This window comes from Micromonospora sp. KLBMP9576 (assembly GCF_050941805.1).
Classification (GTDB): Bacteria; Actinomycetota; Actinomycetes; order Mycobacteriales; family Micromonosporaceae; genus Micromonospora.
Map to the genome: position 1 here is coordinate 780,745 of NZ_CP194567.1, position 17,617 is coordinate 798,361.

The window sequence follows — 17,617 nt, forward strand, 5'->3', positions numbered from 1 at the left end:
TCGTGCCAAGATCTCGCCGCGCGGGGGTGGATTCGCGGCGAGGCCGGCGCACCTGTTAACCTTGGCGCCGGCCCGCCCGGTGAAAGCCGGGTGGGACCGATGCCGGTACGCCGGCGGAGGGGTTGTGGCGCAGTCTGGTAGCGCACCTCGTTCGCATCGAGGGGGTCAGGGGTTCGAATCCCCTCAACTCCACCCAGTTCAAGGCCGTTTCCGTTCGTCGGGGACGGCCTTTCCCGATCCCGTGAGGCACCAGCCCACGGCAGCCCCGCCAAAACGCTCAAGCGGGTGTCGCACTGCCGGTGCCGCCGTCCTTCAGCAGGGCCGGAGGAGGCGCCACGACGTGTCGCAGGGAGTATGCCGGGCTGGCGTAGACGCCGCCCTGCAAGGCGGCGGGGTCGTGCGGGACGGCTGAACCGGGCATCCGACCGGCGTAACTCTCCGCGTCGTCCACCGGCAGGTAGCCGAGCTGAGCCCCGGCGGCGGTGTCCCAGAACCTGCGGGTGTTGGCCGAGACGGCATAGGCGGTCACGAAGCGGACATCGGCGGCGACGATGGCCGCGCGGACGAAGCCGACGCAGTCACGCGGGCTCAGCCACGTCGCGAGGTGCCGGGGCTCGGTTGGTTCGTCCTCGAAGCTGCCGATGCGCAGGCACACCACCGACAACCCGAACTTGTCCGCGTACAGGCGTCCGAGCGCCTCGACGGCGACCTTGCCGACCCCGTAGAAGCCGTCGGGCCGGACCGGCGCGTCCGGCGCGACGACCTGCCCGACCGGATAGCAGCCGGTGACCCGGTTGCTGCTGGCCAGTACGACTCGTCCCACATGCTGCCGGCGCGCAGCCTCCAGCACGTGGTAGGTGCCCAGCACGTTCCTGTCGAGCAGGTCTGCCAGGGGCGCCTCGTCCGGCAGCCCCGCCAGATGCACCACGGCGTCCGCACCCTCGCACGCGGCGACCATCGCGTCCAGATCTGCCACGTCGAGGCGGACCGCCCGCTCCACCGACGACTGCGGACGCAACGGAAGCCGGTCGACCAGCACGAGTTGGCGCACCTCGGCGCGCAACCGTTGACGGACCACCGACCCGATCCGACCTGCCGCGCCGGTGACGACGACCGTGCCCAGACGTGAACTCATGCCTCACAGTGTGGCGGCACGCACCGACATGTCTCGCCACGTCCATCGCGGGGGCAGGGCCGGCCCGAGCACGTACGCCGGCTCGGGCACCGGCCGCACACGCCGGCTGGCGCCTTCAGCCGCGCGGACCGCCGGCTCAGGCGGTCCCGCTGTGATCGTGCCTGGCTCGGCTCCGGCGCAGGTGCAGCGCGGCAGCCGCGGCCACGGTCAGCAGGACGAGCAGCACCGGGCCGCCGACGATGAGCGCCAGGCCGGCGCCGATGTTCGCGTCCACCACCCCGGCGGTCAGCACCCGCCCGGCGAGACCGACGAGCACGCCGGCCGCGACAAGCGGCGCCAACACCCACCACCAGCGGGCGTCCAGCCGGCGCTTCGAGGTGGCCCGGACCAGCCAGGCGAGGCCGACGACGACGGCGACGCAGGCCAGGACGCCGACGAGCGGATCGCCCACCGGGCCGAGGCTCACCGGCCGGATCACGTGACTCACGCCGGTCTCCCCGGCGACGATGCTGTCGTCGGTCAGGTCGCCGACCAGCCACCAGGACGCGACCGGGGTGGCCAGCACCGCGACGAGTGCGGTGATCGGAACCGACAGCCTGCGCTGCTTCGTCATGTGTGTCGCCTTCTTGCCGGGAGGTTCTCCGAGGTGCCGGCCAAGTATGCGGACAGGGCCGGACGGGGACGTGGGCGCCTCTGCTCGGCGCCCACCGCGTACGACCACCACCCCGACCCCGCGACCTCGCCCCGCGTGCCCGGCTCGGGTCCTCGCCGCCGCCGGCAGCCCCGTCGAAGCGGCGGGGCGGACCTGCCCGGTCGGGTGTGGACGGTCGCTACGCTGCCGCCCGTGGACCGTGCGACGACCGTGTTCTGGCTGGGCGGCTGCGCCGGCCTCGCCCTCCTGCTCGGGGCGGGACTGATCGCGCTGGTGGTGCTCGCCCACCGCCGGGAGCGTGAGCGGCGTGACTCCTGGCGCCGGTGGGCCGCCCAACACGGGTGGACCTTCACCGAGAACCCGCAGGTGGGCTGGATCGACCGGGTGCCGGGACGTAGCCGTCGGGGCGTGCGGTTCGCGCTGACCGGGACGATGCACGGACGGCCGGTCGGCGTGGCCGAATACGCGTACACCGAGACGCACACCTCGACCGGTGCGGACGGCAACCAGACGACTCACTCGCAGACCCACACGTACGTCGTCTCCTTCGTGTGGCTGCGGCGGTCGTTGCCGGCTCTCGCGGTCGGGCCGCGCCGCGCGTTCTCGCGGCTCGGCCGCGCGCTGTTCGGCAGCGACGCCTACGCCACCGGCAACCCCGAGTTCGACCGGCAGTGGAAGGTGGGCGCGGCGACCCCCGGGCAGCAGGCGCTGGTCGGGCCGGCCCTGGTCGCCGCGCACCTGGCGGCGGCGGTGCCGGCGTGGAGCGTGCGCGGCTCGGAACTGATCACCTACCGGCCTGGCCGGCTGGACGATCCCGCCCTGGTGTGGTCCCTGGTGACGCCGCTGAGCACGGTCGCGGACCTGCTCGAACAGGGCCGGTGACGACGAGCCGGGACGGCCGGTGACCACCGGGAGGAAAGACGGGAGGCCGGCCCCCTCAGGGACCGGCCTCCCGTCACCGGGCTCGGGTCACGGCTTCCAGGAGCCGGCCGTCTTGAACCTGTGCTGGTATTCCAGCGCGCCGTTCTTGTCGGCCACGTTGAACACCACGGTGCCGGCCCGCTTGCTGCCCTCGCGCAGGTCGTTGCCGGAGTTCAGTGTGTCGCCGCAGCCCGAGAGGGCGCTGGCCAGGCCGTTGGCCGTGGTGCCGTTGGCGGCCACCCACTGGAAGTAGAACGGGTTGATGGAACTCGTGCCCTTGGTCACCGTCGCGGTGACGTGGGCGATCAGGTACATGCCCTTGTCCGGGTCCGGGGCGTACGTCCGGCAGCCCTTGGTCTCGGTGGTGAACCGGGTGACCGTGATCTCGATGGTCCCCTCGTCGTCGGAGACGACCAGGGTGGCGCCGGGCTTCAGGTTGAAGGTCTCGCCGTCCCGGGCCGGCGCGGAGGAGCCACGCGGCGCCACGTTGGTGGTCGCCGGGGCGGGGATGGCCTTCTCCAGGTCGTCGGCCGCCCTGTTGGCCCCGGCGACGAGCGCGATGACGCCGCCGACGCAGCAGAGCAGGGCCAGGACGGCCACCACCGCCACGATGATCAGGACGGTCTTGTTGCTCTTCTTCTGCGGGGCGACCGGCTGCGGCGGCCCGAACGAGTAACCGGGCCCGGCGGGCGGGTAGCCGGGCGTCCCGGACACCGGCGGATACGGCGTGCCGGACACCGGCGGATACGGCGTGCCGGACACCGGCGGATACGGCGTGCCGGACACCGGCGGCTGCGGCACGCCCGAGGTCGGCTGGTGCGGGGCGGACCACGGACCCCCGGAGACCGGCGGCTGCGCCCACCCCTCGCCGGACGCGCCCGACACCGGGGGCTGCGGGACCCCGGAGACCGGCGGCTGCGGGGCGGCCCACGGGTCACCGGACGGCGGCTGCGGGGCGGCCCACGGATCACCGGACGGCGGCTGCGGCGGCACGGGCGGGAGCGGGGCCCACGGATCCCCCGCGGACTGCGGGTTGCCGGACGCCGACGACGGGTAGCCGCCCTGCTCGGCGGGGAACTGCGGCATCGGGGCCGGCGGGTAGGGCTGCGGCTCCGGGTTCGGCTGGTTCGGATCCTGCGGCCCGTACGGGGGCTGGGGGTGACTCACCGGACTCCTAGGCACGTGGCGACGACGGCAAACGCGGCTGACGCTACCGTGCGCGGACAACGGACCATCCTTGCGTGTCGGGCGACGCCGCGCTGTCCCCTGTTCGGATCCCTTCTCCGGGGCGAAGGGGCGGCGGCGGACCGGTTTGCGCAGCCGGGCACCCCGCGCAGATCGTCGGGCGGGAGCGCGGTGCGGGCGTCGAGGGACTGCTCAGCGGGGCAGCAGTACGGCGGCGGTGCGGATCAGGCCGGCGTCGACACTGAACCGTCCGCTGATCGTCGCGGGCGGGTCGGGCACCGGGGACGTGTCCAACCGGACGGCGTTGATCCGGGCCGTGAACAGGCCGGCGTCCGGGTCCAGCTCGACCCGGGCGTCGTGGAAGTCGAGCCAGGTGCCGACGACCGGGTGCCACACCTTGTAGACGGTCTCCTTGGCGCTGAACACCACCGCCGGCCAGGAGACCCCCGCCGGCAGGCGCGCGAACCGCTCGTTCTCCTCGGGCAGGCAGATCAGCCGGCGTACGCCCGCGTCGAGCTCCCGGTGCCCCTCGGCGTCGACGCCGACCGACCGGATCTCGTCGGTGCGCGCCGCGACGGCCGCGCAGTAGCCCTGCGTGTGGGTGATGGCGCCCACCACGCCCGCCGGCCAGACCGGCGACCGGTCCGCCGCCGAGGGCACCGCGACCGGGGGTACGCCCAGCGAGGCCAGCGCCCGGCGGGCGCAGACCCGCCCGGCGGTGAAGTCGCGGCGGCGGCTCTGGACGGCGCGCTCGCTCAGGCAGGCCCGCTCGGCCGGCAGCAGCTCACCCGTCCAGTCCGCCGTCCCGGCCACGGCCACCGCCACGGCCGGCGGCAGCAGGTCACGCATCGCGGCCTCCCCGCGGGTGCGGCCACGCGCCCGCCCGGTGGTGCGGCAGGCGCCGGCCCGTCCCGGTTGCCGCCCGGCGGCGGCGCTGCCGGGATGGTGGGGTCGGCATCCGGTCCCCGGTGAGCGTCGCGACGGCCATGGTTGGTGAACGTAGCGCAACTGCGCCGGCGGGACCGTCCCCCGAAGAGCGGGCCGCTTTCCGGGCGGGGGCGTCGCACCGGCCGTGGCGAGCCGACGCGCGCCGCACGGTGACGATCCGGCCGCGGACTGTGAAACCGGAGGCGCCAGCAATCCGTACCGTTTGTGCCGTATGACGATCCGTAAGATGTCGGATGTGAACCATCTGTTCTATGGGGCATAGTCGGAAATCTGACCGAAGTCGACCCATTGTGCCGGTGGTACGGGGTGGTTAAGCTCTTGATGCGCGCCCCAATCGCCCGCTTCCCCCGTGGCAGGCGATCGGGGCGCGCACCTTCGTCGTACGGGCCCGCACGCCACCGCGTGCGGGCCCGTATCCGTGCACCCGCCGCCCCGCTCGCCGGGCGAGCGGCGGGTGCCGCGTCCGTCAGATCCAGCGGCCGTCCAGCCACATCCGCGCCGACCACTCCGCGTACGGCAGCACCTTCCCGACGAAGATCGGGTGGAAGTATGCGAAGCAGAGCGCGACCAGCAGCACGTACGCCGCCGCGATGATGCCGCCGACCAGCCGGCGTTCCCGGGCCTCGTCGACCTCCCCGCCCTGCGTGGACGGACCGGTGCCGCCGGACGACCCGGCGGTCGCCCCCGGTGGACCGGCCGGTGTGACGATCGCGCCGAGCACGTAGACCACCGCCAGGACCAGGAACGGCAGGGCCGGGGCGGTGTAGAAGGAGAACATCGTCCGGCCGTCGAGCGCGAAGAAGAACCAGGGCAGCAGGCCGGCCGCCACGACCAGCAGGATCGCCCCCGCCCGCCAGTCCCGCCGGGCCAGGCCCAGCCAGGCCAGCGCCACCAGGGCCGGCAGGAACGACCACCAGAGCAGCGGCGTGCCCAGCAGCAGGACCTCCGAGGCGCAGCTCGGCGCCCCGCAGGACCCCTCGCCGACGTAGTAGAAGGCGACCGGCCGGCCGAGCAGCAGCCACTGCCACGGCCACGACTGGTATTTGTGCGGCTCGTCCAGCGTCCGGTGGAAGCCGTACGCGGCCTTGTGGTATTCGATGAGGTTGTTCAGCGCGCCGATCACCGGGGTGTCGCTCAGCGGGGCGTTCGGGTAGTTCTCGGCGAGCCGGTAGTAGCCGTCGTCGCCGAGCAGCCAACCGGACCAGGTGCCGACGTAGGTGAGCAACATCAGCACCCCGGCCAGCACCAACCACGGCATCTCGTCGAGGAGGGTGTCGCGCCACGGCCGGCGTACGCCGACGGAACGGCGGAGCCGCACCTCCCAGAGGACCACCAGCAGCGCGAAGGCGGGCAGGAAGTAGAGCGCGTTCCACTTCACCGCGCAGGCGCAGCCGAACAGGACCCCGGCGGCGAGCCGCCACCACGGCCAGTTCCGCCAGCCGCCCGCCGGTCGCCCGGCCCGGCCCGGCCGGCTCGGGTCCAGGCCGGCGTCCAGCGCGCGGGCCCACCGGCGGCGCCGGGCGTCCCGGTCGAGCACCAGGGCCCCGAACGTGGCCAGCACGAAGAAGAGCAGGAAGATGTCGAGCAGCGCGGTGCGGGACAGCACCAGGTGGAAGCCGTCCAGCGCGAGCAGCAGGCCGGCGGCGCAACCGAGCACGGTCGAGTGGAACATCCGCCGCCCGACGCGCACGAGCAGCAGCACCGACAGGGTGCCGACGACCGCCGCCGAGAACCGCCAGCCGAACTCCGGGGCGGTCGTCATCAAATGCCCCGGCACCGAGATGCCGTGTTCGGCGTCGGAGTAGCCGAAGGCCCACTCACCCAGCCCGATCAGCCACTTTCCCAGCGGCGGATGGACCACGTACGACGGGCCGTTGTCCTTGAAGTTCCACTCGACGCCCTTGTCGACCAGCGCCCAGGCGTCCCGGGCGTAGTAGGTCTCGTCGAAGATCTTGCCCGGCGGGTGGCTCAGGCCGACGAACCGGAGGATCGCCGCGATCGCCACGATCACGCCCGTGGCCAGCCAGGAGCGGCCGTCCACCCGGGCCTCGACGGTGGCCAGCCGCCGCCGGACCACGCCGGGCACCCCGCCGCCGGCCGAGGGCGGGCCTTCGTCCGTGGGCGGGACCCCGTGCCGGGGATCCGCCCCCACGGGCGGGCTCCCGTGCGTGGGATCCGCTCCCGCCTGCTCCGCGCTCTGTGCTGTCGACGCACTCGTCACCCGGCGATCGTAGGCTGCGAAGGTGCCCGGTGGCGCCCGTCGCCTCCGATACCGGTGCCGCCGTCGACGAAGGAGTTGCATCTCGTGGGTGAAATGTCCGACACCGGGCGCCTGGTCCTGCTCGGCGCGCCGCTCGGCAACCCCGCCGACGCCTCCGCCCGGTTCCGCGAGGTCCTCGCCGCCGCGGACGTGGTGGCCGCCGAGGACACCCGCCGGCTCACCCGGCTGGCCCGGGACCTCGACGTCACCGTCGGCGGCCGGATCGTCTCCTACTTCGAGGGCAACGAGGAGCGGCGCACCCCCGAGCTGGTCGACGTGCTGACCGCCGGCTACCTGGTGGCCCTGGTCACCGACGGCGGCATGCCGAGCGTCTCCGACCCGGGCTACCGGCTCGTCACCGCCGCCCTGGACGCCGGCGTGCCGGTCACCGCCGCGCCCGGCCCCAGCGCCGTCACCACCGCCCTGGCCCTGTCCGGCCTGCCCTGCGACCGGTTCTGCTTCGAGGGGTTCCTGCCGCGCAGCCCCGGCACCCGCCGCTCCCGCCTGCGGGCGCTGGCGACCGAACCACGGACGCTGGTCCTCTTCGAGGCGCCGCACCGGATCGCCGCCGCACTCGTCGACCTGGCCGCCGCGTTCGGCCCCGACCGGCCCGCCGCGCTGTGCCGTGAGCTGACCAAAACCTACGAGGAGGTCGTCCGCCGCCCCCTCGGCGAGCTGGCCGACTGGGCGGCCGAGAAGGAGCCGCGCGGCGAGATCACCCTGGTGGTGGCCGGCGCCCCCGAGTCGGCGCCGGAGCGACCCGACGATGACACGCTGCGGGCCGCCGTCGCCGACCGGGAGGCCGCCGGTCTGTCCCGCCGGGACGCGATCACCGAGGTCGCCACCGGGTACGGCCTGCGCCGACGCGACGTCTACACGGTCGTGCACGCCTGACGGGCGGCAGCCTTCGGCGGTTCCCGGGGCGGACGAGCCGGGCGGAACCACGGCGGCGGTTCCCGGGGCGGACGACGAGCCGGGCGGTCACCAGGCGGCGACGAGGAAACCCAGGGTGATCACCAGCGGGCCGGCCACCGCGCCGGCCACCGCCCACCGGCGGTTGCCCGGGTCGGCGAGCCGCGTCGCCCCGGTCCACCGGGCGATCCCGACCCCACAGCCGAGCACCACCAGCAGCCCGAGCAGCCAGCGCAGGTGCGCGGTCGCGCCGGTGTCCGTGTACGCGGTGCCGCTGTCCGGGCCCGTCATCCGGGCCGGCAGCCTCGTGCCGGTCGCGGCGTCCTCGGCCGCCACCCCGCTGACGCGTACGCCGGGCGCGACCCACGAACGGTCGGCGGGCGTGAAGGTGCCCTGGCAGCGTTGGGCGAGTCCCGCCCCGGTGCAGTCGACGATCACCGCCGTGCCCCGCGTGGCGTGCCCCACCGCCAACCAGAAAGGCCCCGCGCTCACCCAGGCGAAGAAGGTCGCCACCAGGCTCAACGACAGCAGCACGGCCAGCCCCGGCAGCGGGTCGGGCGGGTGCGGGGTACGCCGGTCAACGCCGGGCCGGGGCGGCCGGCGCCGCTTCGGCTCCTCCCGGATCGGGGTGCCGTCCCAGTGCACCTCCTCGATCGGCAGCCAGCACGCGCCCCCGTCGTCCTCCGGAGTGCCGCCGCCCGGCGTACCCCCGGTGGGGAGACGTCCCCGGCGGACCGGGACCCGGCGCGGCAGCGCGTCGACCGGCGCCCCGGTCGTGGCCTCCACCTCGACGGCGGGCGCGACGGGCTCAGCGGTGGGCGCCTCCGGCGGCGCGGCGGCCGGGACGACGCGGGGATGCGGCGCGACGCCGCCACCCGGGACGCGCGTGCCGCCACCCGGGACGTCCGGGGCGCCGGACGGGTGGTCGTCACGATCCTGGGCCGCTCGTCTGCCAGTCACGACGTCCATTGCACCCCGCTACCGGGGCACCGAGTGGCAGCCCAGGCCGCGTGTCGGCCGCAAATCGGGCAAATAGCGGCGCGTCGTCGGGCCGGGGACCCGCGCACCGCAGTTGGTTCGCGGTCACCACGGGCGGGTCACTAGGCTTGGTGGTCATGAGTCACGTTCTCGCGGCAGTCGCCTGGCCGTACGCCAACGGCCCGCGCCACATCGGCCACGTCTCCGGTTTCGGCGTTCCCTCCGACGTCTTCAGCCGGTACATGCGCATGGCCGGGCACGACGTGCTCATGGTGTCGGGCACCGACGAGCACGGCACCCCCATCCAGGTGCAGGCGGACGCCGACGGGGTCACCGCGCGTGAGCTGGCCGACCGCTACAACCGGGTGATCGTGGAGGACCTGCACGGCCTCGGCCTCTCCTACGACCTGTTCACCCGCACCACCACCCGCAACCACTACGCCGTGGTGCAGGAACTCTTCGAGGGGATGTACCGCAACGGCTACATCGTCCCGAAGACCACCATGGGGGCGATCTCGCCGTCCACCGGCCGGACGCTGCCCGACCGCTACATCGAGGGCACCTGCCCCATCTGCGGCTACGACAGCGCCCGCGGCGACCAGTGCGACAACTGCGGCAACCAGCTCGACCCGATCGACCTGATCGACCCGAAGTCGCGGATCAACGGGGAGACCCCGAAGTTCGTCGAGACCGAACACTTCTTCCTGGACCTGCCCGCCCTGGCCGACGTGCTGCGACAGTGGCTCGACACCCGCGAGGGCTGGCGGACCAACGTGCTGCGCTTCTCCAGGAACCTGCTCGACGACCTCCAGCCCCGGGCCATCACCCGCGACCTGGAGTGGGGGGTGCCGATCCCGCTCGACGGCTGGCGGGAACGCCCCGACAAGCGCATCTACGTCTGGTTCGACGCCGTGATCGGCTACCTGTCCGCCTCCATCGAGTGGGCCCGCCGCTCGGGGGACCCCGAGGCCTGGCGGAAGTACTGGTCCGCCGACGGGGAGGGCAGGGACGCCCGCGGCTACTACTTCATGGGCAAGGACAACATCGTCTTCCACTCGGTGATCTGGCCGGCGCTGCTCTCCGGCTACTCCGGCGAGGGCAGCCGGGACGGCGAGCCGGGCCGGCTGGGCCGGCTCAACCTGCCCACCGAGGTGGTCTCCAGCGAATACCTGACCATGGAGGGGAAGAAGTTCTCCTCGTCCCGGCGGGTCGTCATCTACGTGCGGGACTTCCTGGAGCGCTACGACGCCGACGCGCTGCGCTACTTCATCGCCGCCGCCGGCCCGGAGAGCAATGACACCGACTTCACCTGGGCCGAGTTCCTCCGCCGCAACAACGACGAGCTGGTCGCCGGCTGGGGCAACCTGGTCAACCGGTCCGTCTCCATGGCGGCGAAGAACTTCGGCGCGATCCCGCCGGTCGACCCGGCCGGGCTCACCGAGGCCGACGAGGCACTGCTCGCGGTCGCCCGGGCCGGCTTCACCACGGTCGGTGACCTGATCGCCCGGCACCGCCAGAAGCAGGCCATCGGCGAGGCCATGAAGGTGGTCGCCGAAGCCAACCGGTACCTCTCCGAGCAGGCGCCCTGGAAGCTCAAGGGCGAGGACGACAAGCCGCGGATGGGCACCGTCCTGCACGTGGCCCTCCAGGTGGTCAGCGACGCCAACACGCTGCTCACCCCGTTCCTGCCGCACTCCGCGCAGAAGGTCCACGAGCAGCTCGGGGGCACCGGCGTGCACGCTCCGATGCCGGTCGTCGAGGAGGTCGAGGACCTCGACGGCGGGCCGGCGTACCCGGTGCTGACCGGCGACTACACCGTCGGGGCGCGCTGGGAGTCCGTCCCACTTGAGGCCGGTCGGCCGCTGGCCGCGCCGAAGCCCGTCTTCCGCAAGCTCGACCCGTCGATCGTCGACGAGGAACTGGCCCGCCTGGCGGGCTGACCGCCCACCCCGTGCCGGCGGGCGCGACCCGACAGGGTCGCGCCCGCCGTCGCCGTGGGCCACGGTGGCAGGTCAGGCCAGGGCCGCCGCCGGTGCGCCGATGAAGTCCATGATGCTGCGGTTCACCTCGGTCGCGTTCGTCCACGGGATGCCGTGCGGTGCGCCCTCCAGGGTGACCAGCCGGCTGCCGGGCAGCATGGCCGCGAGTCGCTGACCGGTCTTCGGGTACGGCAACACCGCGTCGGCGTCGCCCTGCACGATCAGCACCGGCACGTCGATCCGGGGCAGGTCGGCCCGGAAGTCGGTCTGCCAGGCGTCCACGCTGTCGTGGGTGCCCTTCGCCGAGGCTCGGGCGCCGATCTCCCAGTGCGCCCGGAACGCCTCCTCGCTGACCAGCCTGCCCTTGTTCTCCTGGTAGTTGAAGAAGGCCTCGCAGAAGGTGGTGAGGTAGGCGAACCGGTCGTCGAGGATCGCCTGCTGGAAACCGTCGAAGAGGCTCTTGTCGACCCCCTCCGGATTGTCGGGAGTCTTCAGCAGGAACGGCGCGAGCGGGGCCAGCAACACGGCCCGGTCGACCCGCTGCGAGCCGTACGCGCCCAGGTAGCGGGTCACCTCGCCGGTGCCCATCGAGTGGCCGACGAGGATCGCGTCGTGCAGATCCAACTCGGTCATCAGCAGGTCGAGGTCCCCGGTGAACGTGTTGTAGTCGTAGCCGAAGCTGGGCTGCGCCGAGTTGCCGAAGCCCCGCCGGTCGTACGTGATCACCCGGTAGCCCGCCGCCAGCAGCGGCCCGCTTATCTTCTCCCAGGTCGCCCCGTTGAACGGGAAACCATGGATCAGCACGATCGGCTGACCTCGGCCGTGATCCTCGTAGTACAGGTCGACGGGGGCGGAGTTCTCCGTCCCCACGGTGATGAAAGGCATGGGCGTCTCCCCAGTCACGTCGACGGTCGGACGTACCCGCCTTCCCGGCCCGCACGCGGTCATGCCCCGCCCACCCGCGCCGCCAGCCCTCATCTCCCCGTTCGCGGTGCCACTGGCCACACACCCCGACGGACGTGGGCACCAACCCGGCAGCACGGACAGGTCGCTGGCGTCCTATGGAGCTGATGTCGTAAACGATTCACGCCGCCCTCGGCCCTCGTCGGTAGGCGGCATGCCCCTTAGTCCGGTATCGGGCGGGTGGCAGGTGCGGGTGGCCCGGCGACGGTGACCTGACCGGTGGCCCCCGGTGGCCCGGCGGGCCGGTTTGCCCGTTTGCCCGGTGACGTGGCGGACTCGTGGCCGGGGGTCCGGCGGCCTGGGGGTCCGGCGGCCTGGGGGTCCGGCGGCCTGGGGGTCCGGCGGCCTGGGGGTCCGGGTGCCCGGCGGTGTTGCGGCTTGGCGGCCTGGGCCGGGCGGCGTGGTGGCCCGGCGGCCCGGCCGGCTTGGACGGCGTGGTGGCCGGCCTGCCGCCTGATGGTCTGGCCCGGCCTGATGGTCTGGCCCGGCGGGTAGGCCGGTAGGGGTGGCTCGGTGGGGGCCGTTCGGTCTGGAGGTTGGACGTGAGTCGTTTATGACATCAGCTCCAAAGGGCGTTCGCCGCAGTAGGTGCGTTCCCGGCTGACGGCGGCGGTGGTTCCGAAAGCGCCGACAGCCGCCGAGGCTCGCCTTCCGCCACCACCGCCACCACCACCGCCACCACCACCACCACCACCGTCACCGCCGGCCGCCGCGAGCCACCACCCCCGCCGCCCGCCTATTCGCGCCTCATGACCCGCACCCGCACCACGGCGGCATGGCGGTGGCGGTCCCGGAGCACGGGCCATCGTCGGTGTGTGATGCTGGCCGCGATGAGCGAGCCCACCGAAACCCGCAAGCAGCGCGCCGCCCGCCGGGCCGGCGAGTTCCCGCCCGTGCCCGAGCCGCTGCCCCGTCCCGTGCTGGACAGCCACACGCACCTCGACATCACCGTGAGCGAGGCCGGCGTGCCCCCACGAGCGGACGGTGCTCCGGCCGGCGGGCCGGGCGACGACCCGGTCGCCGTGGCCGTGGCCGTCGCCGCCTCGGTGGGCGTGGACCGGTTGGTGCAGGTCGGGGTGGACGTCGCCTCCTCCCGTTGGGGCGCCGACGTCGCCGACACCCATACCGCCGTCCTGGCCACCGTGGCGTTGCACCCGAACGAGGCTCCCCGCCTGGGCGACCTGGACGAGGCGCTGCGGGAGATCGAGACGCTCGCCGCCCGGGACCGGGTACGCGGGATCGGCGAGACCGGGATGGACTTCTTCCGCACCGGCGAGGAGGGACGTGCCGTACAGGAGGAGAGCTTCCGGGCACACATCGCCATCGCCAAGCGGTACGGCAAGGCGCTGGTCGTCCACGACCGGGACGCGCATGCCGACGTGCTGCGGATCCTCGACGACGAGGGCGCGCCGGAGACCGTGGTGCTGCACTGCTTCTCCGGCGACGCCGACTTCGCCCGCGAGTGCGCCCGCCGGGGCTACCTGCTCAGCTTCGCCGGCACTGTCACCTTCGGCAGCGCCGCCGGGCTCCGGGAGGCCGCCGCGCTGACCCCCGTCGAGCAACTCCTCGTGGAGACGGACGCGCCCTACCTGACCCCGATGCCGCACCGGGGCCGGCCGAACGCCTCGTACCTGATCCCGCTGACCGTACGGTCGCTGGCCGCGACGACGGGGACGGACGTCGACGGGCTCTGCGCCGCCATCTCCGCCAACGGCGAGCGCGCCTTCGGCCCGTGGTGAGCAGGAAGGGTCCCCGCCGCCCCGCAACGGGCGGCGGCATAGGGTACGGGGCGTGACTGGTCTCCTCGGCCCGGCGGAGATCCGGGAACTGGCCGCCCGGTTGGGCGTCACCCCCACCAAGAGGCTCGGCCAGAACTTCGTGCACGACCCCAACACCGTCCGGCGCATCGTCACCGCCGCCGCGCTGACCCCGGACGACGTGGCGCTGGAGGTCGGGCCCGGTCTCGGCTCGCTCACCCTGGCCCTGCTGCCGGTCGCCGCGCACGTGCACGCCGTGGAACTGGACCCGACGCTGGCCGGCGCGCTGCCGGCCACCGCCGCCCGGCACGTCGGGCCCGTCGCCGCCCGGCTGACCGTGCACCACGCCGACGCGCTGCGCGTACGCGCCGGTGACCTGGCCGATCCGGCGCCGACCGCGCTGGTGGCGAACCTGCCCTACAACGTGGCGGTGCCGGTGGTGCTGCACCTGCTCGCCGAGCTGCCCAGCCTGCGACACGGGCTGGTGATGGTGCAGAAGGAGGTCGCGGACCGGCTCGTCGCCGGCCCCGGCTCCAAGGTGTACGGGGTGCCCTCGGTGAAGCTCGCCTGGTACGCCTCGGCCCGCGCCGCGGGGAAGGTGCCGCCGAACGTCTTCTGGCCGGTGCCGAACGTCGACTCGGGGCTGGTCGCCTTCACCCGCCGCGAGCCGCCCCGCGTCGACGTACCCCGACAGCGGGTCTTCGCCGTGGTGGACGCGGCCTTCGCGCAGCGCCGCAAGACCCTGCGCGCCGCGCTGGCCGGCTGGGCCGGCGGCGCGGACCGGGCCGCCGCCGTGCTCGTCGCGGCGGGCGTCGACCCCGGCGCGCGCGGCGAGGCGCTGACCGTCGCGCAGTTCGCCGCCATCGCCGCGTCGGCCCCGGCCACCCCACCCGCCGCCCAGTAGGCTGACGCCCGTGACGGAGGCCTGGGGACCGGACGACGAGGACGAGCAGCGGCGGCGCGGAGCCAGCGGGCCGGTGCGGGTCCGGGTGCCCGCCAAGGTCAACCTGCACCTCGGGGTGGGACCGCTGCGCCGCGACGGCTACCACGAGCTGAACACCGTCTACCACGCGATCTCCATCCACGACGAGCTGACCGCCCGCCGGGGCGACACGCTCACCCTCACCATGGAGGGCGAGGGCACCGGTGAGCTGGCCCTGGACGACACCAACCTGGCCATCCGGGCGGCCCGCGCCCTCGCCGGCCACGCCGGGGTGCCACCCCACGCCCGGCTGCACCTGCGCAAGCAGATTCCGCTGGCCGGCGGGCTCGCCGGGGGCAGCGCCGACGCGGCTGCGGCGCTGGTCGCCTGCGACGCGCTCTGGGGGACCGGGCTGTCTCGCGACGAGTTGGCCGGCCTCGCCGCCGACCTCGGCTCCGACGTGCCGTTCCTGATCCACGGGGGCACCGCGCTGGGCACCGGCCGGGGCGAGACGGTCAGCCCCGTGCTGGCCCGCCCCACCACCTGGCACTGGGTGGTCGCCGTCGCCGACGGCGGCCTCTCCACCCCGGCCGCCTACCGGGAACTGGACCGGCTGCGCGAGGCTGGCGCCGCCGGTGAGCCGCTGGGCAGCACCGACGCGCTCTTCGCCGCGCTGCGCCAGCGGGACCCGCGGGTGCTCGCCGCGGCTCTCGGCAACGACCTGCAGGCCGCCGCCCTGGCCATGCGCCCGTCGCTGGCGGAGACGCTGAAGGCGGGGGAGGCGGCCGGCGCTCTGGCCGGCATCGTCTCCGGTTCGGGGCCGACCTGCGTCTTCCTCGCCTCGGACGCCGCCGACGCCGAGCGGATCGCCACGGAACTGGCGTCCGCCGACGTGTGCCGCGAGGCACGCACCGCCCGCGGCCCGATGCCCGGCGCCCGCGTCACCTGACCGGCGGTCGACGGGGCGGGGCCCCTGGTGGGGATGTGCGCCCAGGCCTCCGGGACGCGCGGGGTGGTCGCCCGGGAGGGCCGTGCGGGGCGGTCCGCGTACGCTGGGAGGCTCAGGCGTTCCAGGTGCCGGCCGGCACCGGGACGCCTTGATTCTGGAGGGTGGGGTCGTGGCCAACATCGTCAACCTGGACCGGGTGTCCAAGGGCTACGGGGCCGCCGGGCCGCTGCTCACCGACGTCTCGCTCGGCCTGGACGACGCCGACCGCATCGGCGTGGTGGGCCTCAACGGCGCCGGCAAGTCCACCCTGCTGCGGCTGCTCACCCGGATCGAGGAACCGGACGACGGGCGGGTGACCCACCGCCGTGACCTGCGGGTCGCCTGGCTGCCGCAGAACCTCCAGCTCGCCCCCGAGGCCACCGTCCGGGACGTGGTGCTCGGCACCGCCTGGCTCGGCGAGAGCATGGGCGCCGAGCACGAGTGGGCCGGCGACGCCGGGGTCAGGGCCATCCTCGACGGCCTCGGCATGCCCCACCTCGGTCTCGACCAGCCGGTCGGCCCGATGTCCGGTGGCGAGCGGCGGCGGGTGGCGCTGGCCGCGCTGCTGGTCCGCGAGTCCGACCTGCTGATCCTCGACGAGCCCACCAACCACCTCGACGTCGGCGGCGTCGACTGGCTGGCGAAGCACCTCGTCGGCCGCAGGGGCGCGCTCGTCGTGGTCACCCACGACCGGTGGTTCCTCGACGCCGTCTGCACCAACACCTGGGAGGTCGCCGACCAGACCGTCCGGGCGTACGAGGGCGGCTTCGCCGCCTGGACGCTGGCCCGGGTCGAGCGGGACCGGGTCGCCGCGGCCACCGAGGCCCGCCGGCAGAACCTGCTCCGCAAGGAGATCGCCTGGTTGCGGCGTGGCCCGCCCGCCCGGACCTCCAAGCCGCAGTTCCGCATCGACGCCGCGAACGCGCTGATCGCCGACGTGCCGCCGGCGCGCGACACCATGTCGCTGCAACGGCTCGCCACCGCCCGGCTCGGCAAGCAGGTGTACGACCTGGCGCAGGTCACCCTGCACGCCGGCCCGAAGGAGATCCTGCGCGACACCACCTGGCAGGTCGGCCCCGGCGACCGGATTGCCATCCTCGGCCGCAACGGGGCGGGCAAGACCACCCTGCTGCGGATGCTGGCCGGCCTCACCCGCCCCGACGGCGGGCGCTTCGCCACCGGCTCGACCGTCCGTCCGGCGTTCCTCTCGCAGGAGCTGGCCGAGCTGCCGGGGCACCTGCGGGTGCTCGAAGCGGTGGAGGAGGTGGCCCGGCGGGTGCAGCTCGGCGACCGGGAGGTCTCCGCGGCGCAACTCGCCGAGGTCTTCGGCTTCGACGACCGGCGGCTCTGGACACCGGTCAGCGACCTCTCCGGTGGCGAGCGCCGCCGGTTGCAGATGCTCCGGCTGCTCGCCGGGGAGCCGAACGTGCTCCTGTTCGACGAGCCCACCAACGACCTGGACACCGACACCCTCGCCGCGCTGGAGGACCTGCTCGACTCCTGGCCCGGCACCATCATCGTGGCCAGCCACGACCGGTATCTCATCGAGCGGGTCACCGAGGTCGCGTACGGGATGTTCGGTGACGGGCGGCTGGTGCACCTGCCCGGCGGCGTCGACGAGTACCTCGCCCGGGCCGCCGGGCAGGACGCTCCGGTCGTGCCGGCGGCGTCCTCCCCACGGACCGGCTCCGACACCTCCACCGCGACCGGCATGTCCGCGGCCGAGGCGCGGCAGGCCGCAAGGAACTGGCCCGGCTGGAACGGCAGGTCACGAAGCTGGAACAGAAGGAGGCGGCGCTGCTCGACCGGCTCGCCACGCACGCCACTGACTACGCCAAGGTCGCCGAACTCGACGCGCAGCTCAAGGAGTTGCGGGCGGAGCGGGAACGGACCGAGGAGTCCTGGCTGGCGCTGGCGGACGAGGTCCCCGCGAGCTGAGCCGTGGTGCGCGCGGCGCCGCGCGGGTGGCCCCCGTGTGCGGCGTCACACGTCGGCGTGCGGGACAATCATCTGCGAC

The 17,617-nt window shown here is 74.1% G+C and carries 13 protein-coding genes, 1 tRNA gene and 1 pseudogene; 8 read left to right on the top strand and 7 right to left on the bottom strand.

The features are described from left to right. Nucleotides 1-118: 118 nt before the first annotated feature. Nucleotides 119-192, top strand: a tRNA-Ala gene (locus tag ACQ452_RS03725). Between the two features lie 85 nt (nucleotides 193-277). On the opposite strand, the gene ACQ452_RS03730 is transcribed toward ACQ452_RS03725, so the two are convergent. Next, on the bottom strand, nucleotides 278-1,135 hold the full coding sequence (locus ACQ452_RS03730; RefSeq protein WP_433389714.1) for an NAD-dependent epimerase/dehydratase family protein: 858 nt from the start codon (nucleotides 1,133-1,135) through the stop codon (nucleotides 278-280). Nucleotides 1,136-1,271: 136 nt separating this feature from the next. Next, the gene (locus tag ACQ452_RS03735) at nucleotides 1,272-1,748 is read right to left on the bottom strand and encodes a hypothetical protein (RefSeq protein ID WP_433389717.1); all 477 of its coding nucleotides are present in this window, start codon (nucleotides 1,746-1,748) and stop codon (nucleotides 1,272-1,274) included. A 231-nt stretch (nucleotides 1,749-1,979) separates the two neighbouring features. Here ACQ452_RS03735 and ACQ452_RS03740 point away from each other — a divergent pair, with 231 nt between their 5' ends. Next, entirely contained in the window at nucleotides 1,980-2,669 is a 690-nt protein-coding gene (locus ACQ452_RS03740; RefSeq protein WP_433389719.1) for a hypothetical protein, read from the top strand. An 87-nt stretch (nucleotides 2,670-2,756) separates the two neighbouring features. On the opposite strand, the gene ACQ452_RS03745 is transcribed toward ACQ452_RS03740, so the two are convergent. The 3 genes from ACQ452_RS03745 to ACQ452_RS03755 all read right to left on the bottom strand — a co-directional run bounded on the left by ACQ452_RS03745 (nucleotide 2,757) and on the right by ACQ452_RS03755 (nucleotide 7,062). Beyond that, nucleotides 2,757-3,875 (bottom strand): hypothetical protein, encoded by a 1,119-nt coding sequence (locus ACQ452_RS03745; protein ID WP_433389722.1) that lies wholly within the window; start codon nucleotides 3,873-3,875, stop codon nucleotides 2,757-2,759. Nucleotides 3,876-4,085: 210 nt separating this feature from the next. Then, the gene (locus tag ACQ452_RS03750) at nucleotides 4,086-4,742 is read right to left on the bottom strand and encodes a 4'-phosphopantetheinyl transferase family protein (protein WP_433389724.1); all 657 of its coding nucleotides are present in this window, start codon (nucleotides 4,740-4,742) and stop codon (nucleotides 4,086-4,088) included. 565 nt (nucleotides 4,743-5,307) lie between these two features. Next, on the bottom strand, nucleotides 5,308-7,062 hold the full coding sequence (locus ACQ452_RS03755; protein ID WP_433389727.1) for a dolichyl-phosphate-mannose--protein mannosyltransferase: 1,755 nt from the start codon (nucleotides 7,060-7,062) through the stop codon (nucleotides 5,308-5,310). Nucleotides 7,063-7,155: 93 nt separating this feature from the next. Here ACQ452_RS03755 and rsmI point away from each other — a divergent pair, with 93 nt between their 5' ends. Beyond that, nucleotides 7,156-7,995: a 16S rRNA (cytidine(1402)-2'-O)-methyltransferase gene (rsmI, locus tag ACQ452_RS03760; RefSeq protein ID WP_433393966.1), complete on the top strand. Its 840-nt coding sequence runs from the start codon at nucleotides 7,156-7,158 to the stop codon at nucleotides 7,993-7,995. 87 nt (nucleotides 7,996-8,082) lie between these two features. On the opposite strand, the gene ACQ452_RS03765 is transcribed toward rsmI, so the two are convergent. Further along, the gene (locus ACQ452_RS03765; protein WP_433389730.1) at nucleotides 8,083-8,982 is read right to left on the bottom strand and encodes a hypothetical protein; all 900 of its coding nucleotides are present in this window, start codon (nucleotides 8,980-8,982) and stop codon (nucleotides 8,083-8,085) included. A 146-nt stretch (nucleotides 8,983-9,128) separates the two neighbouring features. Between ACQ452_RS03765 and metG the strand changes: the two genes are divergently transcribed. Further along, nucleotides 9,129-10,931, top strand: a complete 1,803-nt coding sequence (metG, locus tag ACQ452_RS03770; RefSeq protein ID WP_433389733.1) for a methionine--tRNA ligase — start codon at nucleotides 9,129-9,131, stop codon at nucleotides 10,929-10,931. 72 nt (nucleotides 10,932-11,003) lie between these two features. On the opposite strand, the gene ACQ452_RS03775 is transcribed toward metG, so the two are convergent. Beyond that, entirely contained in the window at nucleotides 11,004-11,855 is an 852-nt protein-coding gene (locus tag ACQ452_RS03775) for an alpha/beta fold hydrolase (protein WP_433389736.1), read from the bottom strand. An 896-nt stretch (nucleotides 11,856-12,751) separates the two neighbouring features. On the opposite strand from ACQ452_RS03775, the gene ACQ452_RS03780 reads away from it, so the two are divergent. From ACQ452_RS03780 to ACQ452_RS03795, 4 genes and pseudogenes are all read left to right on the top strand, one after another. Beyond that, nucleotides 12,752-13,672, top strand: coding sequence for a TatD family hydrolase (locus ACQ452_RS03780; RefSeq protein WP_433393968.1), 921 nt, complete (start codon nucleotides 12,752-12,754; stop codon nucleotides 13,670-13,672). A gap of 52 nt (nucleotides 13,673-13,724) precedes the next feature. After that, nucleotides 13,725-14,594 carry a 16S rRNA (adenine(1518)-N(6)/adenine(1519)-N(6))-dimethyltransferase RsmA gene (rsmA, locus tag ACQ452_RS03785; RefSeq protein ID WP_433389738.1) on the top strand — a complete coding sequence of 290 codons (870 nt, stop codon included), beginning with the start codon at nucleotides 13,725-13,727 and terminating at the stop codon, nucleotides 14,592-14,594. A gap of 10 nt (nucleotides 14,595-14,604) precedes the next feature. Next, complete coding sequence (locus tag ACQ452_RS03790; RefSeq protein ID WP_433389741.1) at nucleotides 14,605-15,561, top strand: 4-(cytidine 5'-diphospho)-2-C-methyl-D-erythritol kinase; 957 nt, start codon at nucleotides 14,605-14,607, stop codon at nucleotides 15,559-15,561. 169 nt (nucleotides 15,562-15,730) lie between these two features. Continuing rightward, nucleotides 15,731-17,538: pseudogene (locus tag ACQ452_RS03795) on the top strand (ABC-F family ATP-binding cassette domain-containing protein). Nucleotides 17,539-17,617 lie beyond the last annotated feature (79 nt).